Annotated in this window: 24 protein-coding genes; 22 read left to right on the top strand and 2 right to left on the bottom strand. The window is 63.0% G+C overall.

The window, feature by feature from the left end; translation table 11 throughout:
- The gene (gene map / locus SADO_RS14175) at nt 1-765 is read right to left on the bottom strand and encodes a type I methionyl aminopeptidase (protein ID WP_353112511.1); all 765 of its coding nucleotides are present in this window, start codon (nt 763-765) and stop codon (nt 1-3) included.
- 232 nt (nt 766-997) lie between these two features.
- Here map and rpsB point away from each other — a divergent pair, with 232 nt between their 5' ends.
- The 22 genes from rpsB to truD all read left to right on the top strand — a co-directional run bounded on the left by rpsB (nt 998) and on the right by truD (nt 25,821).
- Complete coding sequence (gene rpsB, locus SADO_RS14170; protein ID WP_353112509.1) at nt 998-1,909, top strand: 30S ribosomal protein S2; 912 nt, start codon at nt 998-1,000, stop codon at nt 1,907-1,909.
- 71 nt (nt 1,910-1,980) lie between these two features.
- Nucleotides 1,981-2,862, top strand: a complete 882-nt coding sequence (gene tsf, locus SADO_RS14165; protein WP_353112507.1) for a translation elongation factor Ts — start codon at nt 1,981-1,983, stop codon at nt 2,860-2,862.
- Between the two features lie 127 nt (nt 2,863-2,989).
- A complete protein-coding gene (gene pyrH, locus SADO_RS14160; protein WP_353112505.1) occupies nt 2,990-3,736 on the top strand; it encodes a UMP kinase in 747 nt (248 codons plus the stop codon).
- Nucleotides 3,733-4,290, top strand: a complete 558-nt coding sequence (gene frr, locus SADO_RS14155) for a ribosome recycling factor (RefSeq protein WP_353112503.1) — start codon at nt 3,733-3,735, stop codon at nt 4,288-4,290. Before pyrH ends, frr begins: the two co-directional genes overlap by 4 nt.
- Nucleotides 4,291-4,325: 35 nt before the next feature.
- Nucleotides 4,326-5,048 (top strand): polyprenyl diphosphate synthase, encoded by a 723-nt coding sequence (gene uppS, locus SADO_RS14150; RefSeq protein ID WP_353112501.1) that lies wholly within the window; start codon nt 4,326-4,328, stop codon nt 5,046-5,048.
- Between the two features lie 6 nt (nt 5,049-5,054).
- On the top strand, nt 5,055-5,885 hold the full coding sequence (locus SADO_RS14145) for a phosphatidate cytidylyltransferase (RefSeq protein WP_353112499.1): 831 nt from the start codon (nt 5,055-5,057) through the stop codon (nt 5,883-5,885).
- A 146-nt stretch (nt 5,886-6,031) separates the two neighbouring features.
- The gene (rseP, locus tag SADO_RS14140; protein WP_353112497.1) at nt 6,032-7,393 is read left to right on the top strand and encodes an RIP metalloprotease RseP; all 1,362 of its coding nucleotides are present in this window, start codon (nt 6,032-6,034) and stop codon (nt 7,391-7,393) included.
- Between the two features lie 13 nt (nt 7,394-7,406).
- Complete coding sequence (gene bamA, locus SADO_RS14135; RefSeq protein WP_353112495.1) at nt 7,407-9,797, top strand: outer membrane protein assembly factor BamA; 2,391 nt, start codon at nt 7,407-7,409, stop codon at nt 9,795-9,797.
- Between the two features lie 43 nt (nt 9,798-9,840).
- A complete protein-coding gene (locus tag SADO_RS14130) occupies nt 9,841-10,401 on the top strand; it encodes an OmpH/Skp family outer membrane protein (RefSeq protein ID WP_353112493.1) in 561 nt (186 codons plus the stop codon).
- Nucleotides 10,402-10,405: 4 nt separating this feature from the next.
- Complete coding sequence (gene lpxD, locus SADO_RS14125; RefSeq protein ID WP_353112491.1) at nt 10,406-11,452, top strand: UDP-3-O-(3-hydroxymyristoyl)glucosamine N-acyltransferase; 1,047 nt, start codon at nt 10,406-10,408, stop codon at nt 11,450-11,452.
- Nucleotides 11,453-11,923 (top strand): 3-hydroxyacyl-ACP dehydratase FabZ, encoded by a 471-nt coding sequence (fabZ, locus tag SADO_RS14120; RefSeq protein WP_353112489.1) that lies wholly within the window; start codon nt 11,453-11,455, stop codon nt 11,921-11,923. It begins immediately after the preceding gene.
- Nucleotides 11,913-12,686 carry an acyl-ACP--UDP-N-acetylglucosamine O-acyltransferase gene (gene lpxA, locus SADO_RS14115; RefSeq protein WP_353112487.1) on the top strand — a complete coding sequence of 258 codons (774 nt, stop codon included), beginning with the start codon at nt 11,913-11,915 and terminating at the stop codon, nt 12,684-12,686. Before fabZ ends, lpxA begins: the two co-directional genes overlap by 11 nt.
- Nucleotides 12,687-12,726: 40 nt before the next feature.
- Nucleotides 12,727-13,863, top strand: coding sequence for a lipid-A-disaccharide synthase (gene lpxB / locus SADO_RS14110; protein ID WP_353112695.1), 1,137 nt, complete (start codon nt 12,727-12,729; stop codon nt 13,861-13,863).
- Entirely contained in the window at nt 13,860-14,489 is a 630-nt protein-coding gene (gene rnhB / locus SADO_RS14105; protein WP_353112485.1) for a ribonuclease HII, read from the top strand. Before lpxB ends, rnhB begins: the two co-directional genes overlap by 4 nt.
- A gap of 209 nt (nt 14,490-14,698) precedes the next feature.
- Nucleotides 14,699-18,196 carry a DNA polymerase III subunit alpha gene (gene dnaE, locus SADO_RS14100; protein ID WP_353112483.1) on the top strand — a complete coding sequence of 1,166 codons (3,498 nt, stop codon included), beginning with the start codon at nt 14,699-14,701 and terminating at the stop codon, nt 18,194-18,196.
- Between the two features lie 31 nt (nt 18,197-18,227).
- Nucleotides 18,228-19,199 carry an acetyl-CoA carboxylase carboxyltransferase subunit alpha gene (locus tag SADO_RS14095; protein ID WP_353112481.1) on the top strand — a complete coding sequence of 324 codons (972 nt, stop codon included), beginning with the start codon at nt 18,228-18,230 and terminating at the stop codon, nt 19,197-19,199.
- Entirely contained in the window at nt 19,196-20,515 is a 1,320-nt protein-coding gene (gene tilS, locus SADO_RS14090) for a tRNA lysidine(34) synthetase TilS (protein WP_353112479.1), read from the top strand. The genes SADO_RS14095 and tilS overlap by 4 nt, the downstream gene beginning before the upstream one ends.
- Before the next feature lie 54 nt (nt 20,516-20,569).
- Entirely contained in the window at nt 20,570-22,213 is a 1,644-nt protein-coding gene (gene pyrG, locus SADO_RS14085; RefSeq protein ID WP_353112477.1) for a CTP synthase, read from the top strand.
- Nucleotides 22,210-23,052, top strand: a complete 843-nt coding sequence (gene kdsA, locus SADO_RS14080) for a 3-deoxy-8-phosphooctulonate synthase (protein WP_353112475.1) — start codon at nt 22,210-22,212, stop codon at nt 23,050-23,052. Before pyrG ends, kdsA begins: the two co-directional genes overlap by 4 nt.
- Nucleotides 23,053-23,078: 26 nt before the next feature.
- Nucleotides 23,079-24,362, top strand: coding sequence for a phosphopyruvate hydratase (gene eno / locus SADO_RS14075; RefSeq protein ID WP_353112473.1), 1,284 nt, complete (start codon nt 23,079-23,081; stop codon nt 24,360-24,362).
- A 1-nt stretch (nt 24,363) separates the two neighbouring features.
- A complete protein-coding gene (locus SADO_RS14070; RefSeq protein ID WP_353112471.1) occupies nt 24,364-24,738 on the top strand; it encodes a septum formation initiator family protein in 375 nt (124 codons plus the stop codon).
- Nucleotides 24,739-25,821, top strand: a complete 1,083-nt coding sequence (truD, locus tag SADO_RS14065) for a tRNA pseudouridine(13) synthase TruD (RefSeq protein WP_353112469.1) — start codon at nt 24,739-24,741, stop codon at nt 25,819-25,821. It abuts the gene before it with no gap.
- A gap of 15 nt (nt 25,822-25,836) precedes the next feature.
- On the opposite strand, the gene SADO_RS14060 is transcribed toward truD, so the two are convergent.
- Nucleotides 25,837-26,415 carry a Smr/MutS family protein gene (locus SADO_RS14060; RefSeq protein ID WP_353112467.1) on the bottom strand — a complete coding sequence of 193 codons (579 nt, stop codon included), beginning with the start codon at nt 26,413-26,415 and terminating at the stop codon, nt 25,837-25,839.
- Nucleotides 26,416-26,434 lie beyond the last annotated feature (19 nt).

Genomic DNA, 26,434 nt, shown 5'->3' with positions numbered 1-26,434 from the left:
CTAGGAGGCCAGTTGGCTCGGGGTCAGGATTTCGACGCCGTCCTCGGTGACCAGAATGGTGTGCTCCCACTGTGCCGACAGCGAGTGATCCTTGGTTACGACCGTCCAGCCATCGGGCAGTACTTTCACGTGCCGCTTGCCGGCGTTGACCATCGGCTCGATCGTGAACGTCATTCCGGCCTCAAGCCGTAGGCCCGAGCCGGCTTTGCCGTAATGCAGCACCTGGGGTTCTTCGTGAAAGCCCAGGCCAATCCCGTGGCCGCAGTATTCGCGCACCACGGACGCACGACGGGATTCGACGTATGTCTGGATGGCCGCGCCGATATCGCCAAGCGTGGCGCCCGGGCGCACGACGTCGATGCCCTTGTAGAGCGCGGCTTCCGCGATGTCCGACAGGCGGCGCGCCTTGATCGACGGTTCGCCTGCGAAAAACATCCGCGAGCTGTCGCCGTGGTAGCCGTCCTTGATCAGGGTGATGTCGATGTTGACCGCGTCACCTTTCTTCAGCGCCTTCTCGCCCGGGATGCCGTGGCACACGACGTGGTTGATCGACGTACAGATCGATTTCGGGAAGCCGTGGTAGTTGAGCGGCGCGGGCGTCGTGCCCAGTTCGTCGACCATGAATTCGTGACAGCGGGTGTTGAGTTCGTCCGTGGTCACGCCCGGTTCGACATAGGGTGTGATCATGTCGAGGACCTGCGCGGCGAGCCGACCGGCCTCGCGCATCTTGTCCTGTTCTTCGGGCGTCTTGATGGTCACGCTCATGCGTCTTAAATCCTTGCGAATCCGGGAAAAAAATGGCCGAAAGCACGGCCGGTGCTAGCCTATCGAAGGCCGCTATGGTATAAACCGCTCGCGTTTGCGGCAACGCAGCGCCAGAAATCGGCGAATGAACGGCGGTTTCTGCAATCAATCCACACGCGTATCGACACATGAAACTGGGTGCCCGAAAGGGTTGTTTCATGGGATGCGCGGAGGCACAACCCGGAGACAATCCATGAGCCAGATCAGCATGCGCCAGTTGCTCGAGGCGGGCGTCCATTTTGGACACCGCACCCGTTACTGGAACCCCAAGATGGCCCCTTATATCTTTGGCCATCGCAACAAGATTCACATCATCAACCTCGAAGAGACGCTGCCGCTCTTCAAGGATGCGTACAACTATATCAGCCGCTTGTCCGCGAACGGCGGCAACATCATGTTCGTTGGTACCAAGCGCGCAGCGCGCGAAGCGGTGGGCAAGCAGGCCCAGCGCGCCGGTATGCCGTTCGTGAACCATCGTTGGTTGGGCGGCATGCTCACCAACTTCAAGACGGTCAAGAACTCGATCCAGCGTCTGCACGATCTCGAACAGATGATCGAAGACGGCTCGATCCGTAAGCTCAACAAGCGTGAAGCTCTCGATCTGTATCGCGAGCGCGACAAGCTCGAGCGCGGCATCGGTGGCATCAAGGAAATGACCAGCCTGCCGGACGCGCTGTTCGTCATCGACGTCGGCTTCGAGAAGATCGCCATCGATGAAGCGCGCAAGCTGGGCATCCCGGTGGTCGCCGTGGTCGATACCAACTGCTCGCCGGACAAGATCGACGTGGTGATCCCGGGCAACGACGACGCCATCCGAGCGATCCGTATCTACACCGAGATGGTGGCGGATGCCGTGCTGGCCGGTCGTGGCAGCAAGGGTGACTTCACGGGCCAGGACGACGTGGTCGAAGTTCAGGAGAAGGGCGCCGATCACGAAGCCGGCAAGCCGGCCGAGAACGAAGCGGCCAGCGAAGCGACTCAGAACTCCGTGATCCAGGAATCCCAGGGCGAAGCCGAGCCGACCGCAACTGCGTCGCTGGGCGACGTGGCCTCGGTGCCTTCGGAAAACCCGGAAGAAGCCGACCCCAAGCAGGCGGACAAGTAATCACTGCCAGGCCGGCCCGATGCTGATCGGGCCGGCTTGGCTGTTACCTCATTCTTTGCGGAGAACGAATCATGGCAATTAGTGCTGCTCTGGTTAAAGAGCTGCGGGAACGCACCGGCGCCGGCATGATGGAGTGCAAGAAGGCACTCACGGCCGCCGACGGCGATATCGATACGGCGGCGGACAACATGCGTCGCGAAGGCCTGGCCAAGGCCGACAAGAAGGCTGGCCGTGTGGCCGCCGAAGGCCGCGTGGCCACCGCGCTGTCGAGCGATCAGACCGTTGCGATCCTGCTCGAAGTGAACTGCGAAACCGATTTCGTGGGCAAGAACGAAGATTTCATCGGCTTCGCCGAGACGGCAGCCCAGGCCGCGCTCGACAACGGTCCGGCCGATGTCGATGCCTTGGCAGCGATCGAAGTCAACGGGGAAAGCCTCGACGCCACGCGTCGCGCACTCGTGGCCAAGCTCGGTGAGAACATCACGATCCGGCGTTTCCGTCGTATCGAAGCCGGTGAAGGCAAGCTTGACGTCTACATGCACGGCGCGCGTATCGGCAGTGCCGTTGCGGTGTCCGGTGGTGAAGACACGCTGGCCCGCGATCTGGCCATGCACGTGGCCGCGACCGCGCCGGCGCACCTGTCGGCCGACGACGTGCCGCAGGAACGTCGAGATTCCGAGAAGGAGCTGCTGATGGCGCAGGCCCGCGATAGCGGCAAGCCGGAAGAGATCATCGAGAAGATGGTCGAAGGCCGTCTGCGCAAGTTCCTGGCCGAAATCACGCTCATGGGTCAGCCGTTCGTGAAGGATCCGGACGTTACGGTCGAGAAGCTGTGCAAGCAGCAAAACGCGACCGTTTCCGACTATGCCCGGATCGAAGTCGGCGAAGGCATCGAGAAGAAACAGGAAGACTTCGCGGCCGAGGTCAAGGCGCAAGCCGAGAAAACAGCCTGAGGGCTTGATGGCCGGCTGCTCAGACAGCCGGCTTTTTTTTGCCTTGACGGTATGATGCCGTCAGGAAGCTGAGTTATCTTTGCCGGCCAGGAGCCGCCTTCATGTTGCTGTACGCCCGCGCGATTCGATGAGCAAGAAAAAGTCGACCCCCAAACGCATATTGCTGAAACTCAGTGGCGAAGCCCTCATGGGGCAGGCCGACTACGGTATTTCCGCCGATGTAGTCGAGCGGCTCGCCGCCGAAATCCGTGATCTGATCGATTCCGGAATCGAGGTGGCGCTGGTTGTCGGCGGCGGCAATATCTTCCGCGGCGTCGGTTTGGCCGGCCGTGGCATGGACCGCGTGACCGGCGACCAGATGGGCATGCTCGCAACGGTGATCAACGCACTCGGCTTGCAGGACGCCATCGAGCATGCCGGCATGACGGCACGCGTGATGTCGGCGATCCGGATCAATCAGGTCTGCGAGGACTATATCCGTCGGCGGGCGATCCGCCATCTGGAGAAGGGCCGGGTGGTCATCTTCGCGGCCGGCACCGGCAATCCGTTCTTTACCACGGACTCCGCTGCCAGCCTGCGCGCGATCGAGATCAACGCCGATCTGATGCTCAAGGCCACAAAGGTCGACGGCATCTATAGCGCGGACCCGATGCGCGACAGTAGCGCGAAACGCTATACGCACCTTACATACGATGAAGTCATCGACCAGCGGTTGACGGTGATGGATACCACCGCGATCGTGCTGTGCCGAGATAACGGCATGCCGCTTCGCGTGTTCGACATCAACCGCGCAGGCGATCTGCAGAAGATAGCGGCGGGCGCCGATGACGTCGGCACGCTGGTCGACAACGATACGACGAGAGCCAACGGATGATTGACGAAATCTACAGCGATGCCGAACAGCGCATGGACAAGACGATCAACGTCATGCGCGACAACTTCAGCAAGATTCGCACCGGCCGCGCGAGCACCAGTCTGCTGGATCATGTGACGGTGGATTACTATGGCGCGGATGTGCCCCTGAATCAGGCGGCCAACGTGTCGCTCGAGGACGCGCGCACGATCAGCATTCAGCCGTGGGAAAAGACCATGGTGCAGCCGATCGAAAAAGCGATCATGAAGGCGGATCTGGGTCTGAACCCGTCTACCGCTGGACAGGTCATTCGTGTCGTGCTGCCGCCCTTGACCGAAGACCGGCGCAAGGATCTGGTCAAGGTCATCCGTGCCGAAGCCGAGGACGGCCGTGTCGCCGTGCGTAACATTCGGCGCGATGCCAATTCCACGCTGAAGGAGTTGGTCAACGAGAAAGAAATCAGCGCCGACGACCAGCATGGCGGTGAGACGCGTGTTCAGCAGCTCACCGACAAGCACATCGCCCGTATCGATAGCCTGCTCGAAGACAAGGAGCAGGAGATCATGACGGTCTGAGTGCAGACCGCGGACGAGTGACAGGCGCCTCGCGTATGAGTGTTCCCGAACACGTCGCCATCATTATGGATGGTAACGGCCGGTGGGCGAGCCACCGCGGTATGCCGCGCGCGACCGGTCATCGGTCGGGCGCGCGTGCGGCTCGAGAAATTGTGGAAAGCGCTAGAAAAATGGGCGTCAAAACGCTGACGTTGTTCGCATTTTCGAGCGAAAACTGGCAGCGCCCGCGTGCGGAAGTGCGATTGCTGCTCGATCTGTTTCGACGCACGATCCGTCGCGAGATTGACTCGATGCACGCCAATGGCGTGCGTCTCAGCTTCATTGGTGAGCGCTCGCACTTCTCCGACGCCCTCCGGCGCGAAATGAGCAAGGCCGAGGAAAAGACGCTCGGCAACGACGCCCTGAGTCTGGTGATTGCGATCGACTACGGCGGCCGTTGGGATATCGTCGAGGCGACGCGTCGTATTGCGCGCGAATGTGCTGCCGGTACGCTCAGCACGGATGAAATTGACGAGTCCCACGTCGGTCGCCATATGGCGCTATCGCAGTTTGGCGCGCCGGATCTGTTCATCCGGACGGGCGGCGAGCGACGGGTGAGCAATTTTCTGCTTTGGGATCTGGCGTACAGTGAGCTGTACTTCTCTGATGAACTCTGGCCGGATTTCAACGATGAAAGCCTCGCAAATGCGATCGAGTGGTTTGCACAGCGACAGCGGCGCTTCGGCCGTCTGCCGCAGGCCGTAGCGCCCGGCGGCTGAACAAATATGCTGATGACTCGTATCGCGACCGCACTGGCGGTCGTCCCGCTCGCCGTTCTGGGCATGCTGTTTCTGCCAACGGCAGCCATCACGCTCGTATTCGCGGTACTCATGCTCATGGGTGCCTGGGAATGGGGCAATCTGATGCGGCTGGCGGACACGGGTCGTATTCTGCTCACGCTCACCGTCGCGCTCCTTATCTTCCTGTTTGCTCTGGTGCGCACGCAGTTCTGGATCGTTGCGGTCGACAATGTAGTGGTCGGTGCCGCCTGTCTTTGGTGGCTGATCGCCATTTACTGGATCACGTGTTTCCCGAAGGGATGGGCGCAGACCGTCGGGCGTACCGACGTCGGTATCGTGATTGGTCTGATCGTTCTGGTCGCGCCGGTGGCAGCGGTCACCTATCTACACCAAAGCGATCAGGGGCCGCTGCTTCTTCTCACGTTCTTCTTTCTGGTCTGGGCGGCGGATACCGGCGCCTATTTCGCGGGGCGGACCGTCGGGCGTAACAAACTCGCGCCGGCGGTCAGTCCGGGCAAGACAAGAGAAGGCGCGATTGGGGGATTCGTCGCGGCCATGTTGTTCGCCGGTGCCGGCGCCTGGCTTCTGGGCTACAGCGGTGATCGGCTTGTCGCCTTCATGTTTCTCGGTGGCTGGGTAGCGATCATTTCGGTGGTCGGCGACCTGGCGATCAGCATGTTCAAGCGCCATGCAGGTATCAAGGACAGCGGTAAGCTGTTCCCGGGCCACGGAGGCGTGCTTGATCGTCTGGACAGTGTGCTGGCCGCCGCGCCCTGGTTTGTCGCTGGCCTGCATTGGTTGCCGTCTGGCGTCTAGGCGCCTTTGGGCATCGCTGCTGTGCCGAAGCACGTAGCAATAGACAGAAAATGTGCCGCGTTCAGCAGCTTACGGATCGTCTGCGGCGTTACGCGGTCTAAGCGCCGATGGCGGTGAGCCAATTCCTGGAAAGAGAGCAGTAATCCATGTCTGACTGGCTGATGTCAGTGCCCGCGTTCATCGTCTCGATTGGCCTGCTCGTGGCGATTCACGAGTACGGCCATTTCTGGGTGGCACGCCGTCTGGGCGTCAAGGTGCTGCGCTATTCCATCGGCTTTGGCCATCGCGTCTGGGGATTTACCGGACGCCGAAGCGGCATCGAGTACTGGCTATCGGCCATCCCGTTGGGCGGCTACGTCAAGATGCTCGACGAGCGCGAAGGCGAGGTGGCTGATGCCGACAAGCCCTACGCCTTCAACAGACAGCATCCCTGGCGTCGTATTGCGATCGTGGCGGCCGGGCCGGGCGTGAATTTCGTTTTTGCGATCCTGGCCTACTGGCTGGTGTTCATGATTGGCGTCGCCGGGATCAAACCGATCATCGGGAACGCCCCGGACGGCACGCTGGCCGCGTCCGCGGGGTTGCGATCGGGTGATGAGGTCGTGGCTGTCGACGACCGTGCAATCGGCGATTGGCAGGATCTGCGACTCACTCTGCTGGAACGTGGCCTCGACGGCGACCCCGTGACTCTCGATGTGCGCGCACAGAGCGGCACAACGCGCCAAGTCGAGCTGGACCTTACCGGCGTATCGGCCGACCCTGAAAAACTGTTCGACCGCCTGGGCCTGGCCCCATACCAGCCGCCGGCTACGCCGCTGATCGCGCAGGTGGTCGGCGACTCCGCGGCGCAGGCTGCTGACCTTCGCGCCGGCGACGAAGTCCGTGCCGTCGATGGTGAGGCCACGAACTCACCTCAGGCGCTGGTCGAACGGATCAAAGCGCGACCCGGCGAGAAGGTGGTGCTGGCGATCACGCGTGACGGCCGAGAGATCGATGTGCCGGTGACGCTCGGTGAGGCGCAAAACGACGCGGGTGCAGCGGAAGGGCGCCTCGGCGCTCAGATCGGTGTCGATGCGCAAGCGTGGCAGGCCATGCAGACCACGCGCCAGCTGGGCCCGCTGGCTGCCGTTCCGGCTGCCGTTTCCAAGACTTGGGAAGTGTCCGCGCTGACCCTGCGCCTGATGACGCGCATGATCACCGGCGACGTTTCCTGGCGTAATGTCAGCGGCCCCATCCAGATCGCGAACTACGCCGGGCAGACTGCAAGCATTGGCGTGGAAGCCTTTGTCGGCTTCCTTGCGCTGGTGAGCGTGAGCCTCGCGGTACTCAACCTTCTGCCTATTCCGGTGTTAGACGGGGGGCATCTTCTGTATTATTCGATCGAATGGATAAGGGGCCGGCCTCTCTCCGAGGCCGTTCAGGTCGCTGGACAGCAGTTGGGCATGGTCGCTCTCCTGATGTTGATGACCCTGGCTTTTTACAACGATATCCTGCGCTTGCTCGGGTAGCGGAGCTTAATATATGCCTGTAATTCTGATGCGCGCGTTCGCCGTGCTCCTGTGTCTTTTTGCCGTGAACGCGTGGGCTCAGAATCAGTCCGAACCCGGCCAGTCGGGCCAGGGGAGTAGCCAGAGCGGCTATGACTTCCGTGTCGCCGATGTCCGCGTCACTGGCGTCCAGCGCCTCGAGCCCGGCACGGTGCTGACCTATCTGCCGCTGTCGGTTGGTGATCGCCTCAGCGCCGGCCGTGCGCAGCAGTCGATCCGCGCGCTCTACGAAACCGGCCTGTTCGAGAACGTCACGCTCCAGCGCGAAGGCAACACGCTCGTCGTGGATGTGCAGGAGCGGCCGGAAATCGCGCGCTTCACGATCGAGGGCAACAAGAACATCGGCGGCGACCAGCTCAAGGATGCGCTTGCCGACCAGGGCCTCGCTCAGGGCGAGCTCTACAAGCGGTCGCTGGTCGATCAGCTGGAGCAGGAGCTGCGCCGCCAGTACTACGCCAACGGCTATTACAGCGTCGCGATCGATACCGAAGTGGAGGATCTGGGCAACAACCGTGTCGCGATCGACATCGCTGTCACTGAAGGTCAGGTTGCGTCGATCAAGGACGTCAACATCATCGGTAACGAAAACTTTACCGATGAAGAGTTGCAGGACGTGTTTGAACTGCAGGCCAGTTCACCGGCCTATACCCATCCGCTGACGTTCTGGCGCAGTCGTGATCGCTATTCGCGCGAGAAGCTGCTGGGCGATCTCGAGTCGCTGAATTCCTTCTACCAGAACCGTGGCTATATCCGGTTCAACGTGTCCTCGATTCAAGTGTCGCTGTCGCCGGACAAGCGCAACATCTTCCTCACGATCAACGTCGATGAGGGCGACCAGTACACGATCAACGATTATGAGTTCGCCGGTGACATGATCGTGCCGCAGACCAGCCTGCAGCGGCTGGTCACGGTCGAGGGCGGACAGATCTTTTCGCGTAGCGATGTCGACGCTTCTGCTAACGCCATCAGCTCCGGCCTCGCCGACTTCGGCTATGCCTTTGCCGATGTTGACCCGCTCACCCGTGTGGACGAAGACGAGAAGACCGTCGACCTGACGTTCTTCATCGATCCCGGCAAGCGCGCCTACGTTCGTCAGATCACGTTCAACGGCAACGAGAAGACCAACGACGAAACACTGCGTCGTGAGATGCGCCAGTTCGAGGGTGCTCCTTTCTCGCGTCGTGGCGTCGAGCGTTCGCGCACTCGTCTCGCCCGTCTGCCCTATATCCAGGATGTTCAGGTCAATACCGAGAAGGTGGCCGGCAGCGAAGATCTCGTGGACGTCGACTACGACCTGTCCGAGCGCGCGGCGGGTACGCTGCAGTTCGGTGTCGGTTTCTCCGACGCCCAAGGCTTTCTGGTCAACGGTAGCGTGTCGCACAGCAACTTCCGCGGTACCGGTAACCGCGTGAGCCTGCGTGCGGAAACCAACGACTACGCCAAGAGCGTGGGTGCGAGCTGGACCGACCCGTACTTCACCGACGAAGGCGTATCGCGCACCATTTCCGCCTTCTATCGCAATACCGATCAGTTGATTCGTATCGGCTCCGGTTTCGATCTGAACTCGCTCGGCGGCGCGATGACCTTCGGCCTGCCGATCACGGAATACTCGCGCCTGCGTGCCGGTCTCGGCGTTGAGCGCAACGAGATCAATTCGGCTGTGAACCGCGACGGCGAGGATCGCCTCTCGGACGAACTGCGTGAGTTCATCGACGAGAACGGCCGCGAAGCGACCACCTACGAACTCCAGACCGGCTGGCAGCGCGATACGCGTAACCGCACCTTCTTCGCCACCCGTGGTTCGAACACGGAGTTCGAGTTCAACATCAAGGGCCCGGGCTCGGATCTCGAGTACTACGACAGCAGCATCGAACACGAACGTTATTTCCGTATCGGCTCGTGGATTCCGGGACTGTCGGACAAGGTCGTGTTGTCCATGGACGGGCGTGTCGCCCAGACCGATGTCTGGGGCGACGGCGAGGACGTGCCGCCGTACGACAACTTCTTTGCCGGCGGCGCACGTTCGGTTCGTGGCTTCTCGAATGGCGGTCTCGGCCCACGTGACTCGTTCGATAATCCCTACGGCGGCCAGTTCCTGACCACGCTTCAGAGCGAGTTGGTGATCCCGACGTTCCTCGAGTCCGATAACAAGTCGACCCGCCTGACGGCCTTCTACGACATCGGTAACGTCTACGAGGACGCGAGCGCGTTCGAAGCATCGGACCTGCGCAAGTCCGCCGGTGTTGCGTTCTACTGGTTCACCCCGTTCTTCGGGCTGCTCCGCGTGAGCTACGCGGCCTATGTCGACGGTGAGGAAGATGACGAAGTCGATCGCTTCCAGTTCTCCTTCGGTGTGGGCCTGTAACGACACGGCTCGAGCGACAGACCACCCAGGCGAGGCCGCACGCATGACTCAACGACCGCTCAAGCAGATCTTCGGCGCCGCACTGCTGCTGTGCTTCGCGGTAACCCCCGCGATGGCGCAGCAGGCCACGAACGCCGCGCCGACCGCCGCCACGACGACCGATGGCGAAGTGTTGCGTATCGGCGTTGTCGATGTTGCGCGCGTGGTCAGCGAGTCGCCCCAGGCAGCGCGCGCCAAGACGAGTATGGCCAGCCAGTTCGCCAAGCGGAAAAACGAGCTCGAGGCGGAGTCCAACGCTCTGCGGCAGGATATCGACCGCCTGTCCCAGGACGGCTCCGTGATGAGCGAGGGCGATCGTGAAAAGCTGCAGGGCGAGATTCGTGATCGTCAGCGCGAGCTGCAGATGCAGCGCAGCAAATACAACGATGATGTCAGCGATGCCGAACAGAAAGAGTTCGACCAAATGCGAGCCGACATCCTCGAAGTGATTGATGACTACGCCCAGGCCAATGATTACGACCTCATTCTCGGCGATGGCGTGCTATACACCAGCAACGCCGTAGACGTCACCGACGAAATTCTCGCCGAACTCGAGGACGGCTAGACCTATGGCCAACGCGCCTGATTCGACAGTGACGCTGGCGTCGCTCGCGGAACGCTTTGACCTAGAGATCGCCAGCGGCGACCCGAATACGACGATCAACGGCGTCTGTGCACTCGAACCCGGCCAAGCGGGCTGTATTGCGTTCGCCGAGAACGCGGCGAACGCAGCGGCGTTGTCTGGCAGTGCCGCCGAAGCGGTCATCCTGCCGGCAGCGCTAGCCGAGGGGGCGGCCGTTCCGGCACTCATCGCCAGCCGGCCGCGACTTGCTTTCGCCCGTGTTGCGGCCCTGTTCGAACGCCCCAAGCCCGCCCCCGGTGCGCACGCCAGCAGCGTGGTCGATCCTTCAGCGCAAGTGCATCAGGATGCCCACATCGGTGCGAACGTGGTGGTCGGCGCCGGCACGGTGATTGAAGCGGGCGTCATCATTGGCCCGAACACCGTGATCGGCGCCGACGTACGCGTTGGATCGCAATCCACTCTGGCGAGCAACTGCAGCATCGGTGACGGCGTGCAGATTGGTTTACGCGTGAGCATCGAGGCGAATGCCGTGATCGGTGCCCGCGGGTTCGGCCTGGTGCACAACGGCGGTGGCTGGGAAGCCATCCCGCAGATGGGCACCGTGCATATTGGCGACGATGTCGAGATCGGCGCGGGCACGACCATCGACCGCGGCGCGCTCGATAACACCCGGATCGGGCAGGGCGTGAAAATCGACAACCAGGTGCATATCGGTCACAACTGCGTGATCGGCGCCCATACAGTCATTGCCGGCTGTACCGGTATCGCCGGTTCGTGCACGATCGGTTCGAATTGCATGATCGGCGGCGGTGTCGGTGTTGGCGATCACGTCAGCATTACCGATGGTGTGATCATCACCGCGGCCAGTCAGGTACCCAAGGACATAAAAGACAGCGGGGTATACTCGTCGACCTTCCGCGCCATGCCAGCAGGGACATGGCGCAAGCGTCTGGCGCTGTTTCGTCAGCTCGATCGCATCGAGCGGCGTATCCGGCGCGTCGAGCGTGATGCCCCTTCAAGTGGAGATCAGTGAATGAGCGAGCAAGACGATATCCGGGCCATCATGCGCATGGTGCCGCACCGGTTTCCCTTCCTGCTGGTGGACCGAGTGCTGGACTGCGAGCCCGGCAAGTCGATCACCGCGATCAAGAACGTGACGATCAACGAGCCGTTCTTCCCCGGGCATTTTCCAGGCCATCCGGTCATGCCCGGTGTGTTGATTCTGGAAGCACTCGCGCAGGCGGGCCTGATTCTGGGCATGCGCACGGTGGATTCGGCCGACGGCACGATCGTCTACTTCGCCGGGATCGACAAGGCGCGGTTCAAGCGTCAGGTGATCCCCGGTGATCAGCTGCTGCTCAAGATCGTGATCGGCTCGGCGAAGAAGCGCATCTGGCGTTTTGATGCCGAAGCCTGGGTCGGCGACGAGCTGGCCTGTCGTGCACAACTCATGGCGATTCCGGCCAAGCCGGACGAGCAGCCGGAGGCGGCCGATGCCAATTGATCCCAGCGCCCAGGTTCATCCCGAAGCGCAGATTGCCGACGATGTGGATGTCGGCCCGTTTACCGTTATTGGCCCGCACGTGCGTATCGGCGCGGGTTCACGTATCGGGCCGCATGTGGTCATTTCCGGGCATACGACAATCGGGCGCGAGAACAACGTGTTCCAGTTCGTATCGCTCGGCGCCGAGCCACAGCATCGAGTCTATGCCGGCGAGCCGACGCGGCTGACGATCGGTGATCGGAATACCTTCCGCGAGTATTGCAGCGTGCACCGCGGCACCACGATCGATCAGAGCGAAACGATCATTGGTGACGACAATCTGCTGATGGCTTATACGCACATCGCGCATGACTGTGTGCTGGGCAACGGCATAACCATGGCCAATGGCGCGAGCCTGGCCGGGCATGTGCGTATCGGCGACTACTGCATCCTTGCCGGTTTTGCGCTGGTCTACCAGTTCCGGCGCGTGGGCAAGATGGCGTTTCTCGCGTATTGCAGTGGCGTGCAGCAGGACGTACCGGCCTTTGTGCGTTCGGCGGGTGCCCCGGCGGTGCCGCATGGCATCAACTCGGTCGGCATGCGCCGTCGCGGCTACAGCGAGGAAGAGGTTGCGGCCGCCAAGCGCGCCTATCGCACCATCTATCGCTCCAAGCTGCGTCTCGAGCAGGCCCGCGAGGCCTTACGCGAACCGGCGCAGTCGAGCGAATCGGTGCAGCTGATGCTCGAGTCGCTGGAGATGGCCGAGCGCGGCATCATTCGCTAGCGCGGCGCGCGCCGCTGTGGCGAACGACAATCCCTTGTTTGTGATCGTCGCCGGCGAGCAGTCCGGCGACGTCCTTGGCGCTGGGCTCATGAAAGCGCTGCGCGTTCATTATCCGGACGCGCGCTTCGAAGGCGTGACCGGCCCGCTGATGCGCGCCGAAGGCTGTGAGTCGCTGGCAGATATCGAAGAGCTGGCGTTGTTCGGCATAAGCGAGGTGGTAGGCGAGATTCCGCGCCTGCTGCGATTGCGGCGGCGTCTGTTCGCGCATGTGCGTGATGCCCGGCCTACGGCTTTCATCGGCATCGATGCGCCGGCATTCAATACCGCACTTGAGATTCGTGTGCGCCGCTGCGGTATTCCCACGGTGCACTATGTCTGCCCGACCGCCTGGGCCTGGCGCCAGGGGCGCACGAAAAGCATTCGCAGGGCCGTGGATCTGCTGTTGGGCATCTTCCCGTTCGAAGAGGCGTTTTTCCGCCGTTTCGATATCCCCGTGACTTTCGTCGGCCACCCGCTGGCCAACGAGTTGCCGCTTCATCCCGACGGTGCGAGTGCGCGTGCGGCGCTTGGACTGCCGAGCGACGGGGCGCTGGTGGGGCTGTTGCCCGGCAGTCGCGGCTCCGAAGTGCGCCGACTCGGGCCGTTGTTTATCGAAACCGCTCTCTGGCTGGCACGCCGCCAGCCGGGCCTGCGGTTCGTGGCCCCGATGGCGAACGAACGGGTACGCGCCTTGTTCGAAGCGCAGCTCGCCGAGGCCGACGGTGATCTGGACATCACGCTGGTCGACGGACGCTCGCGTGAAGTGATGCGAGCCGTCGACGTGCTAATGCTCGCGTCCGGCACCGCGACGCTGGAAGCGTTGCTGGCCAAGACGCCGATGGTCGTCGCCTACATGCTGTCCCAGTCCAACTACGCGATAGCGCGCGGCCTCGACCTGATCAAGATCGAGCACGTAAGCATGCCCAACCTGCTGGCCGGGCGAGAGCTGGTGCCGGAATTTCTGCAGACTGAGGCACGGGCCGAGATGATCGGTCCCTGGGTCTACCGCCTTCTGAAGTCCGAATCGGCCCGTGCGTGCCAGATCGAGGCGTTCGATGAGATCCATCGCCAGCTCGCCCTTGACGCGGACACACGGGCGGCACAGGCGGTCGCCGATTTGGTCGAATCCCGGCAATGACGCGGCGAAAAAAGACCACACGGTTCGCCTGTCCGTTCATTGCCGGTGTCGACGAAGTCGGACGGGGCCCGCTGGCCGGGCCGGTCGTTGCGGCTGCGGTGATTCTGCCGCCGCGGCCATTGCCGCGCGGACTCACTGATTCCAAAGCGCTGAATGCCGCGGACCGCGAACGCCTGGATGAAAAGATCCGCGCCCGTGCGCTGGCCTATGCGATCGCCGAAGCCTCGCCGGCAGAGATCGACCAGTTCAATATCTTGCAGGCCAGCCTGCTCGCGATGCAGCGGGCTGTACAGGCACTCTGGCTGCGACCCGGTGCGGCCTGGGTCGACGGCAATCAGCCGCCGCCGCTCGGCGTGCCACTACGCACCATCATCGGCGGGGACGGAAGCGTGCCGGCGATCAGCGCCGCGTCGATCATCGCCAAGGTCGAACGGGACCGGCAGATGGTGGCGTTCGATGACCAGTATCCCGGCTATGGTTTTGCGCAGCACAAGGGCTACGGTACGGCTGTGCATCGTGCTGCGCTTGCCGCTCAGGGCATCACCCCGATTCATCGGCGCAGTTTTGCGCCGGTAGCGCGCGCAGCCGGGCCGAGCCAGATGGATTTCGACGATTTGATGAGGTGAGGAAAACCGCTTGCAGCAGGCTTTCACAGGCCAGCGCAGGCGCACGCATCAGAACGTGCCCCATGCCGTGGGCGATGCTCGTTAGAATGAACCCAGCCGCTGCTTTACGCGCGAGTCGGTGGCGACGTTGTTCGATGCCGCGTCGCTGCGCCGACTATTGATGATCCATACCTGATCGATCCATTCGCGATTCAGACCGACCCGATTCTATGCCTGCCGATTTCGTCCATCTTCGCGTTCATACCGAATATTCGCTGTCCGACGGCATCGTGCGGATCAAGCCGCTGCTGTCGCAGACCCGCGAAGCCGGCATGCCGGCCGTAGCCGTCACCGACAACGTCAATCTGTTCGGGATGGTCAAGTTCTACAAGGCCGCGCTCGGCGCCGGCGTCAAGCCGATTGTGGGCGTGGATCTGCATATCGACGAGGGCCCGCAGGAAACCCCGTCGCGACTGACGCTGATCGCCCAGCACCGGGACGGTTACCGACATCTCTGCGAGTTGCTCACGCGGGCGTATCTGCATGGCCAGAGCCGCGGCCAGGTGCTATGCAAGCGTGAATGGGTAGCCGAGAAGGCCGAAGGGCTGATCGCGCTCTCGGGCGGCATGGTCGGCGATACCGGTGTGGCCCTGATGGCCGGCAAGCCTGAGCTCGCGGATCAACGCGCGCTTGAATGGCAGCAGATCTTTGGCGATCGCTATTACCTGGAAGTCACGCGCTGTGAGCGTAAGGGCGAGGCCGCTTGGTTGTCGGAAACCGTGGGTCTGGCGCTGCGCCATGACATCCCGGTGGTTGCCACCAACGATGTGCGTTTTCCGCACGCCGAGGATTTCGAGGCCCATGAAGCGCGCGTGGCCATTCACGGCGGCTATACGCTCGCCGACCCGCGGCGACCGAAGAATTACACGGCCGAGCAGTATCTGAAGACGCCCGAGCAGATGGTCGAGCTGTTCGCGGACCTGCCGGAAGCGCTCGAGAACACGATCGAGATCGCCCAGCGCTGCAATCTCGAGCTCACCCTCGGCGAAAATGTCCTGCCGGAATTTCCGATACCGGAGGGGCACGACGCGTCGTCGTTCCTGCGCGCGGAATCCGAGCGCGGGCTGGCCTTGCGCATGGCCGATCTCTATCCAGACGCAGACAAGCGTGCCGAACAGCAGCCGGTGTACGACCAACGCCTGGACCATGAGCTCGGCGTGATCGAGTCGATGGGGTTTCCCGGCTACTTCCTCATCGTGGCGGACTTCATCCGCTGGGCGCGTGAAAACGGCGTGCCGGTGGGGCCGGGGCGTGGTTCCGGCGCTGGTTCGCTGGTTGCCTATGCGCTCGGCATTACCGATCTGGACCCGCTCGAATACGACCTGCTGTTCGAGCGCTTTCTGAATCCCGAACGCGTATCCATGCCCGACTTCGATGTCGACTTCTGCATGGACGGGCGCGACCGGGTGATCGAGTACGTCGCCCAGGCTTACGGGGCCAACAAGGTCAGCCAGATCATCACCTACGGCACGATGGCCGCCCGCGCGGTGGTGCGCGACGTGGGCCGCGTGCTCGGCCACCCCTACGGGATGATGGATCGGATCGCCAAGCAGATTCCCTTCGCGCCGGACATGACGCTGGAACGTGCCCTGGAGGAATCCGAGGAGCTGCGTCAGTCGAAAGAGGACGAAGAGATCGGCTACCTGCTCGATCTCGCCATGGCCCTGGAAGGCCTGTCCCGAAACCCCGGCAAGCACGCCGGCGGCGTGGTCATCGCACCGTCCGACCTGATCGACTTCACGCCGCTCTATTGCGAGCCGGGCGGCAACAACCGGGTGACCCAGTTCGACAAGGATGACGTCGAAGCGGTCGGCCTGGTGAAGTTCGACTTTCTGGGGCTGCGCACGCTCACGATCATCGATCGCGCGGTGAGCGTCGCCAACGAGCGCATGGCAAAGCAGGGCAAGGAGCCCATCGACATTCGCTCGCTGGGCATGACCGACAAGGCGACTTTCGATCTGCTCAAGGCCGGCGACACGACGGCCGTGTTCCAGGTCGAATCCTCGGGCATGCGACGGCTGATCAAGCGCCTCAAGCCCGATGCCTTCGAGGACATCGTTGCACTCGTGGCGCTGTATCGGCCCGGCCCGCTGGAATCCGGCATGGTCGAGGACTTCATCGACCGCAAGCACGGCGCAAAAGTCGTCTATCCGCACAACTCGCTGGCCGAAGTGCTCGAGCCCACGTACGGCGTCATCCTGTATCAGGAGCAGGTGATGCAGATCGCGCAGGTGCTGGCCGGCTACTCGCTTGGCAGCGCGGACCTGCTGCGCCGCGCGATGGGCAAGAAGAAGCCCGAGGAAATGGCCAAGCAGCGCGGCGGTTTCATCGAAGGCGCGGTTGCAAAGGGTATCGAGGAGAACACTGCAGCCTATATCTTCGACCTGGTCGAGAAGTTCGCCGGCTATGGCTTCAACAAGTCACATTCGGCGGCCTATGCGCTACTCACCTATCAGACCGCCTGGCTGAAGGTGCATTACCCGGCCGACTTCATGTCGGCGGTGCTCTCGGCTGACATGGATCACACCGACAAGGTCGTGATCATGATCGACGAGTGCCACCGCATGGAAATCGAGGTGGCGCCGCCAGACGTGAACGCCTCGGAATATGATTTCTCGGTGGTCGACGATGCGACGATCCGTTACGGCCTCGGTGCACTCAAGGGCGTGGGCAAGGGCGCGATAGACACGATCATCGCCGAGCGGCGCGATAACGGCGTCTACGCCAATCTCTACGATTTCTGCCGGCGTATCGATACGTCCAAGGCCAACCGTCGGGCGCTTGAGGCCATGATCAATGCCGGCGCGCTGGATGCGCTGGGCCCTAACCGGGCCAGTCTCATGCAGGGCCTTACACGGGCGCTTGCGGCCGCCGAGCAGGACCGCAGCGCTGCCAGCGCCGGCCAGAACGACATGTTCGGCCTGGCCGAGGATGCGGCCGACAACCTCGGCCCGCCGCTGGAAGAGCGCCCCGAATGGCCTGAGGACGAGCGCCTCAAGGCCGAGCGCGACACCCTGGGCCTGTATCTCACCGGCCATCCGATCAAGGCCTGGGAAGATGAGCTGGCGCTGATGACCGGCGGCAAGATCGCCGATCAGGTCGCCGCGATGCCGCGCCCCGAAGAGGGCGGGCGCGGCCGGCGTGGCGCCAAGCGCAGCGCGATCGTGGCCGGGCTCGTGGTCGAAGTGCGCCGAATGAAAAAAGGCAAGCGCATCATCGTCGTGCTCGACGACGGCAGTGGGCGCATCGAATGTCCGCTGTTTGAGGAAAAGGCCGCCGAGTACGGCCACCTGCTCGCTGCGGACAAGCTCGTAATCGTCGAGGGCAATCTCCAGTACGACGATTTCACCGACGGTTTCCGGCTGAACGCGAATACGGTGATGGATATCGGCGACGCACGCTCGCGGTTCGCCAGCCGCGTGCTGCTCAGACTGCAGGCGCCCGCCACGCCGGATATCGACGCGCTGGCCGGTTGCGTAGACCGCCATCGCGCCGAGGCAGGCTGCGATGTCGTGCTGCGCTATGCCAACGACCGAGCGCGCGCCGTGTTGACGCTTGGCGAAACGCGAGTGCGCGTATGCGACGAATTACTCGCCGACCTGCGGCATCTGGTGGGTGCGGATCAGGTACAAGTACGTTATCGTCGCGCACAGACCCCGGTTCAATAAATCCGTACAGCGGAAAGACACAGCAATCACGATGGCGCAGAAAAACCTCGACTATCTCGAATTCGAACAGCCGATCGCCGAGCTGCAGGAAAAGATCGAGGAGCTGCGCTTTGTCGCGGACGGCAGTGAGGTCAATCTCAACGAGGAGATCACCAAGCTCGAGGGCAAGCGTCGCAGCTTGACCGAGCAGATCTTCTCCAAGCTGTCGACATGGCAGGTCGCGCAGATGGCGCGCCACCCGCTGCGCCCGTACATGCTCGATTACATCGAGGGCATGTTCACCGACTTCGTGGAACTGCACGGCGATCGCGCCTATGCCGACGATCGCGCGATCATCGGCGGCACCGCGCGTCTGGGCGGTCAGTCGGTGATGGTGATCGGCCACCAGAAAGGTCGCGACACCAAGGAAAAGATCTACCGCAACTTCGGCATGCCGCGCCCTGAGGGTTATCGCAAGGCGTTGCGCCTGATGAAGCTCGCCGAGCGTTTCAACATGCCGGTGCTGACCTTCATTGACACGCCGGGTGCCTATCCGGGCATCGGCGCCGAAGAGCGCAATCAGTCCGAAGCCATCGCCCGCAACCTGTTCGAGATGGCGCGCCTGCGGGTGCCGATCCTGTGCACGGTCGTGGGCGAGGGCGGTTCCGGTGGCGCGCTCGCCGTCGGCGTCGGCGATCACCTGATGATGCTCCAGTACAGCATCTACTCGGTCATCTCGCCGGAAGGCTGTGCCACCATTCTCTGGAAGTCCGCCGAGCGGGCCGAAGAAGCGGCCGAGGCCATGAAGGTGGGTTCCGAGGACTTGCACCGGCTCAATCTGGTCGACGAAGTGATCGAGGAACCGCTCGGCGGCGCCCATCGCGATCCCAAGCAGCTGATGGAGCAGATGCGCGAGCGACTGCTCTCGAATATGGCGCGACTCAAGCACATGAGTGTCGATGAACTGCTGGAAACGCGTTACAAGCGCTGGATGGCGTTCGGCGACTTCAAACTCGTGGGGTGAACGCGCGCACCGGGGCGCTGGTCAGCGCACTGGCCGCACCGCCCGAGAAGACCCGAGCGCTGGTCGTCGGTTTCAGTGGCGGGCTCGATTCAACCGTGCTTCTGCACGCCTTGGCGCACCACGCGCCGCCGTTCGCGGTACGCGCGATCCATGTCTGTCACCACCTGCAGCCGCAGGCCGAGGTCTGGGCCGAGCATTGTCGTCGGCAGTCCCTTGACTGGGGCATCGAGTTCGAGCGGCTGGATGTGTCGGTCGATGGGGCGGGGCGCGGCATTGAAGCGGCTGCGCGCGAGGCACGCTATAACGCCATCGGGACGGCGCTGACGGCCGGCGAAACCTTCGTGACGGCGCATCATTGTCAGGATCAGGCGGAGACTTTTCTCCTCCAGGCGCTCCGCGGTGCCGGCCCGCGCGGCTTGGCCGGCATGCCGGTACTGGGGACGCTCGGGCGCTATTACCATTGGCGGCCTTGGCTTGGCATCGAGCGCGGGGCGATCCGGGACTACGCAGATGGGCAGGGGCTGGACTGGATCGAGGATCCAACCAATCAGAGCCCGGATCTGGCCCGCAGCTTTCTCCGTACGCGGGTCATGCCCGCAGTGGAGGCTCATTGGCCGGCTGCCGGAGCCACGTTGTCGCGCGCGGCGGCTCATGCGCAGGAAGCTGCTGAGGCGATCGAGGCTTTGGCCCGTGTCGACCTGGCCAATGTGCGCGAGGGGGAGGGCGCGTTGTCCTGCGCAGCGCTTGCTGGTCTTACGTCAGCGCGTACGAAACAGGTTATCCGGCTTTGGCTCGAAGAAGCGGAGCTCGATACGCCGGATCATCGGCATTTGGAACAAATCCTCGCGTTGCCAACGTCGCGGCTCGCGTCCAGCCCCTGTGCGCATTTCGCCGATACGGATGTACGCCTGTTCGACGGGCAACTCCATTGCGTCCCGGCACTTGTACCACCGCCGACAGGGCAGACGCTGACATGGGACGGCGGCGAGTTGTCGTTGCCTGCGCGCTGCGGCACGCTGGATATGGAGAATGCGGCTGCGCAAGCCTTGTCGTTGACCGTCACATTTCGCGCCGGCGGTGAGCGCCTGCGCCAGGCCGGATCGGGCCATCGTCGGCTCAAGGACGTGTTGCGCGAAGCCGTGATTGCGCCCTGGGTGCGCGAGCGTATGCCCTTGATCTACTTCGGCGACGCGCTCGTTGTCGTGCCCGGTGTATGGCGACACCCGGAGATCGAGCGCATCGCGGGTGCCGAATTCGGCACCGTTATCTGGCGTCATCGGCTACTCGATGGGTCACTGCGCGTTGTCCGCGCCTAGGCTTTCGGCTAGCATGCGCGCTGTTATTCCCCCGGCATGAGTCTTGGATCGCGCATGGTAGGCGACGCGGCAGGCACCCGCTATATTTTTGTGACCGGTGGGGTGGTGTCCTCGCTCGGTAAAGGCATCGCGGCAGCATCTTTGGGTGCATTGCTTGAATCGCGAGGCCAGAGTGTTTCGGTCATCAAGCTCGACCCGTATCTGAACGTGGATGCGGGCACGATGAGCCCGTTCCAGCACGGCGAGGTCTATGTGACCCGCGACGGTGCGGAAACCGACCTCGATCTCGGCCATTACGAGCGTTTTCTAAAAACGCGCACGTCGAAGTTGTCGAACTTCACGACCGGCCAGATCTATAACAACGTCATCAACAAGGAGCGCCGCGGCGACTACCTGGGTGGCACCGTGCAGGTCATTCCGCATATCACCGACGAGATCAAGCGCTGTATCCTCGAGGGTGGTGAAGGCGCGGATATCTGTCTGGTCGAAATCGGTGGCACGGTCGGCGATATCGAGAGCCTGCCGTTTCTCGAGGCGATTCGTCAGTTCGCGGTCGAACTCGGCCACCATCGGGTGCTGTTCATGCACCTCACGCTGGTGCCGTATATCGCATCCAGCGGCGAGATGAAGACCAAGCCGACCCAGCACTCCGCCAAGGAGTTGCGTTCGATCGGCATCCAGCCGGATATTCTGCTGTGTCGCGTCGATCGGCCGTTGCCGGAGAACGAGCGCCGCAAGATCGCGCTGTTCACCAACGTGTCGGAGCGGGCGGTGATCGCCTGTATCGACGTGGACGACATCTACAAGATGCCGGGCCTGCTGCAGGCGCAGTCGCTGGACGCGCTCGTGCTCGAGCATTTCAACATCACCGCCCCGAACGCGGACCTGTCCAACTGGTCGGCGCTGGTGGAAGCGCGTCGCACCCAGGACGTGACCGTGAAGGTCGCGATGGTCGGCAAGTACGTCGATCTGGCGGATGCCTACAAATCCGTCAACGAAGCGCTTTCCCACGCGGGCCTGCATACCGGCACGCGGGTGGATATCCATTACATCGACTCGGAAACGGTCGAGCGCGACGATGGCGCCTGCCTCGAAGGCATGGACGCGATTCTTGTGCCGGGCGGTTTCGGCGAGCGCGGCATCGAAGGCAAGGTCGCCGCCGCACGCTATGCCCGTCTTCACCAGATTCCGTATTTCGGCATCTGTCTGGGCATGCAGGTCGCCTGTATCGACTTTGCCCGAGATATCGCGGATCTGCCCGGCGCACACAGCACCGAGTTCGTGGCAGAACCCGAGCACCCGGTGATCGCGCTGGTCACCGAATGGCATGATCTCAGCGGCGACGTTCAGCGCCGTGATGCGCGAGCGGACCTCGGTGGCACGATGCGTCTTGGCGAGCAGCGCTGCAATCTCGTCGAAAACACGCTGGCCGCCCGCTGCTACGACGCCGGCGAAGTGTTCGAGCGCCACCGTCATCGCTACGAGTTCAACAATCTCTATCGCGACCGGCTTGGCGACAAGGGCCTGGTGTTTTCGGGCGTATCGGCCGAGGACGATCTGGTCGAGATCATCGAACTGCCGGATCATCCGTGGTTCCTGGGCTGCCAGTTTCATCCCGAGTTCACCTCGACGCCGCGCAACGGCCATCCGCTGTTCATTGGCTTCATCGCCGCCGCGCGCGAGCGCTGCACGGGATGAGGCTCTGCGGGTTCGAGGTCGGCATGGACCGGCCGCTGTTTCTTATTGCCGGCCCGGACAGCCTCGAATCGCCCGGCATGGTCATGGACGTCGCTGGCCATATGGCCGAGCTGTGCCGTGAATTCGGCATCGGCTATGTCTTCAAGGGCTCGTTCGACAAGGCCAATCGCAGCTCGGGCGACAGCTATCGCGGGCCGGGTATCGAAGCCGGCCTGGAGATGCTGGCTGCTGTGAAACGCGAGATCGGCGTGCCGGTGACCACCGATGTGCATGTCGAGAGCCAGATCGGCCCGGTGACTGAAGTTGTCGATCTGTTGCAGACACCCGCTTTTCTCTGCCGGCAGACCGATTTCATCCAGGCCGTTGCCGCGAGCGGTACGCCGGTGAACATCAAGAAAGGCCAGTTCCTGTCGCCGGGCGAGATGAACGGCGTGGTGGCCAAGGCACGCGCTGCGGGTGGCGAGCAGATCATGGTCTGCGAGCGCGGCTACGCCTTTGGTTACAACAATCTCGTCGCCGATATGCGTAGTCTGGCGCTGATGCGCGAAACCGGCTGTCCGGTGGTGTTCGACGCCACGCACTCGGTGCAGTTGCCGGGCGGTCAGGGCAACAGCTCGGGCGGCGCGCGTGATCAGATTCCGGTATTGTCTCGGGCCGCCGTTGGCGCCGGGGTTTCCGGATTGTTCATGGAAACGCATCCCGATCCGGACAACGCACTGTGCGACGGCCCGAATTCATGGCCGCTGGCGCATATGCGCGAGTTGCTGGAAACACTCGTCGAGCTCGATGCCGTGGTCAAACGGCGCGGCACGATCGAGTCGACACTCGTACAACCGTAAAACGAAACGCGAAAAGCAGTATTCCTATGTCGAAGATCAAGCAAATTCGTGGCTATCAGGTAATCGATTCTCGCGGCAATCCCACCGTGGCGGCCCGCGTCACGCTGGAAACCGGTGCCGTCGGTGTCGCGATGGTGCCCTCGGGCGCCTCGACCGGCAGCCTCGAGGCTGTGGAGCTGCGTGACGGCGATGCGGATCGCTTCCTCGGCAAGGGCGTGACCCGTGCCGTGGCCAGCGTCAATGGCGAAATCGCCAAGAAGCTCAAGGGCTTCGAAGCCGACGATCAGGCCGGCCTCGACAAGGCGCTCATCGAATTGGACGGCACGGAGAACAAGGGCCGCCTGGGCGCGAACGCGCTGCTCGGCGTGTCGCTCGCCAACGCGCACGCGGCTGCGAACGATACGAAGAAAGGCCTGTATGACTTCCTAGGTCACGACGATGCCGTGAACCTGCCGGTGCCGATGATGAACGTCATCAACGGCGGCGCGCATGCCGACAACAACGTCGACATCCAGGAATTCATGATCGTGCCGGCCGGCATGTCCACCTTCGCAGAAGCCATGCGTTGCGGCGCCGAGATTTTCCAGCATCTCAAGAAGCTGCTGAGCGAGCAGGGCCTTTCCACGGCAGTCGGGGACGAGGGCGGCTTCGCGCCGAACCTGCCGTCCAACGCGGCCGCGCTGGATACGCTCGTCCAAGCCATCGAGCGCGCCGGTTACAAGCCGGGCGAGAACGTCTGGCTGGGTCTGGATGCCGCGAGCACCGAGTTCTGCGAGAACGGCCGCTACAAGCTGTCTTCCGAGAACGCGGAATACGATGCCGCCGGTTTCGTCGACTATCTCGCCGATCTGGTCGACAAGTACCCGATCCTCACCATCGAGGACGGCATGTCCGAAGACGACTGGGACGGCTGGGCGCTGCTTACCGAGCGTCTTGGCGACCATGTCCAGCTCGTGGGCGATGATCTGTTTGTGACCAACACGCGCATCCTGCAGAAGGGTATCGAGGAGGGCATCGCCAACTCGATTCTGATCAAACCGAATCAGATCGGCACGCTCACGGAAACGCTTCGCGCAATCGATGTCGCCACGCGGGCAGATTACACCGCCGTGGTATCGCATCGCTCCGGCGAAACCGAGGACTCCACGATTGCGGATCTGTCGGTCGCCACCTCGGCGACCCAGATCAAAACTGGCTCGCTGTCGCGCTCGGATCGCATCGCGAAATACAACCGCCTGCTGATGATCGAAGCCGAACTCGGCACCCGGGCAGTCTACCCGGGCCGGAACGCGTTCAAGGTCGGTTTCTAGCATGGCGCTGAGCGCGGATCTCGCCCGTGCTGGACAGCGCCCGCGGGCGCGCTACAATCGCCGCATGTATCGCATCGTGCTCATTGCGCTCGTGGTCGTGCTCGCCGGTCTGCAGTATCGTCTGTGGATCGCCGACGGCGGCTGGGCGGAAGTCCACCGCCTGAGTGAGATGAAGCAGGAGCTGCACGAGGCGAACGAACAACGCCTCGCGCGTAATAACGCCTTGCAGGCAGAAGTCGACGACCTCAAGTCGGGCGAAAGCGCGACCGAGGGCCGGGCCCGTTCCGATATGGGCATGATCCGGCGCGACGAGAGTTTCTTTCTCACCATCGCGCCGCCCGGCACCGTCGACGGTAACCACCAGGCCGCACGCTGAATGCCCTTGCTTGAGGGCGACGCTGTCGACGTCGCCGCGTTGGCCTACGCGCGCGGCAATCCACCCGAAGCGCATGCGGTCATCCGCCAGGAACCTGCGGATTTCTTTGTCGATGAAGACTGCGCCATTGAACTGAGTGGTAGCGGCGAGCACCTGTGGTGCCATATCGAGAAGACGAATCTGACCACGCAGGATGCCGTCCAGGCGCTCTCGCGAGCGGCCGGCGTGCATCCGCGCCAGATCGGCTTTGCCGGCATGAAGGATCGGATCGCGGTGACCCGCCAGTGGATATCACTGGCGTGGCCGATCGCCAGCGAGTTGCCCGCGCTGGAGAATATCCAGGGCATTACGATCCTCGAGATGCGCCGGCATGATCGCAAGCTCAAGCGGGGCGCCCATCGCGGCAATCGCTTCGTGTTGCGTCTGCGCGATCTGCACGGCGATCCGGCCACCATCGAGCAGGACCTGATTCGTATCCGCGATCAGGGCGTGCCGAATTATTTCGGTGCGCAACGCTTCGGCCGTGGTGGGCGCAATCTCGGCTTGTCGCGCGCGCTGTTTGAAGGCAAACGCCTATCGCGTAATCGACGCGGGTTCGCCCTGTCGGCGGCGCGTTCACTCCTGTTCAATGCCGTGCTCGATGCGCGTGTACGCGACGGGAGCTGGAATCAGCTGGTCGCGGGCGAAGCGGTGATGCTCGACGGCAGCCACAGCCTGTTTGCGCTCGACGGCACAACGCAGTCTGCTGACGAACTGCAACAGCGTCTGGAAGCCTTCGACATCCACCCGAGCGGGCCCATGCCGGGACGCGGTGGCAACGATGTCGTGTCGTCGGCCGCCAGCGAACTCGAGACGGGCGTACTCGCGGCGTATCCGGATCTGGTGGCGGGCCTCGAAAGGACCGGCGTCGACGCCGCACGCCGTGCGCTGCGGCTGACTATTCCGGATCTAACCTGGCAGTTCGAAGCCGAGGACTGCCTGCAACTGTCGTTCTCGCTGGCGCCGGGCGCGTTCGCCACCAGCGTGCTGCGGGAGCTGGCGATCGCCCGCGAAGCCGGCGAAATCCAGGACGAGACTGACTAACGGCGGCGTACGCGCTCAGCCGCGGCGCAGCAGCACGTATACGGCGCCCGTGCCGCCGTCCGTTTCGCGGGCCGAGCAGTAGGCAAGCACCTCATCGCGCTGGCGCAGCCAGCCGGCGACCTTGATCTTGAGCACAGGCCCGCGATTACCCGAACGCAGCCCCTTGCCGTGTACGACACGAACGCAGCGGTAGTCGCGGTCGAGGGCTTCGCGTAAAAACACCGCCAGGCATTGTCGGGCCACATCGACAATCATGCCGTGGAGGTCGATCTCGGCCTGGCAACGGTACTGGCCGCGCCGTAGTTTGCGCATCACCGAAAGCTGCACGCCTTCACGACGGTGGAACAGGTCATCGCCGGTTTCGATGTCATAGGGCGGCGGCGTATCGAGCAGCTCGCCGATCACGGCCTGTTCGTCGGCTTCACGCATTGCGGGGCGCGGCGAGGGCATACGCCGCCAGGGCGCGCGACGCTTGCCCTTGGCGACTTTCGCGACCGGTCCGACTGCATCGCGAAACAGCGCGCTGTCGTCGGCATCGATGGGCACGGCGTCGTTACGCTTTGTCTTGCCCGGGTTGTCGGAACGTTCGCTCACAATGTGATTTCAACCAAGC

The sequence above is a fragment of the Salinisphaera dokdonensis CL-ES53 genome (assembly GCF_040361215.1).
GTDB classification, from domain to species: Bacteria; Pseudomonadota; Gammaproteobacteria; order Nevskiales; family Salinisphaeraceae; genus Salinisphaera; species Salinisphaera dokdonensis.
This window is presented reverse-complemented; position numbering and strand designations above follow the sequence as displayed.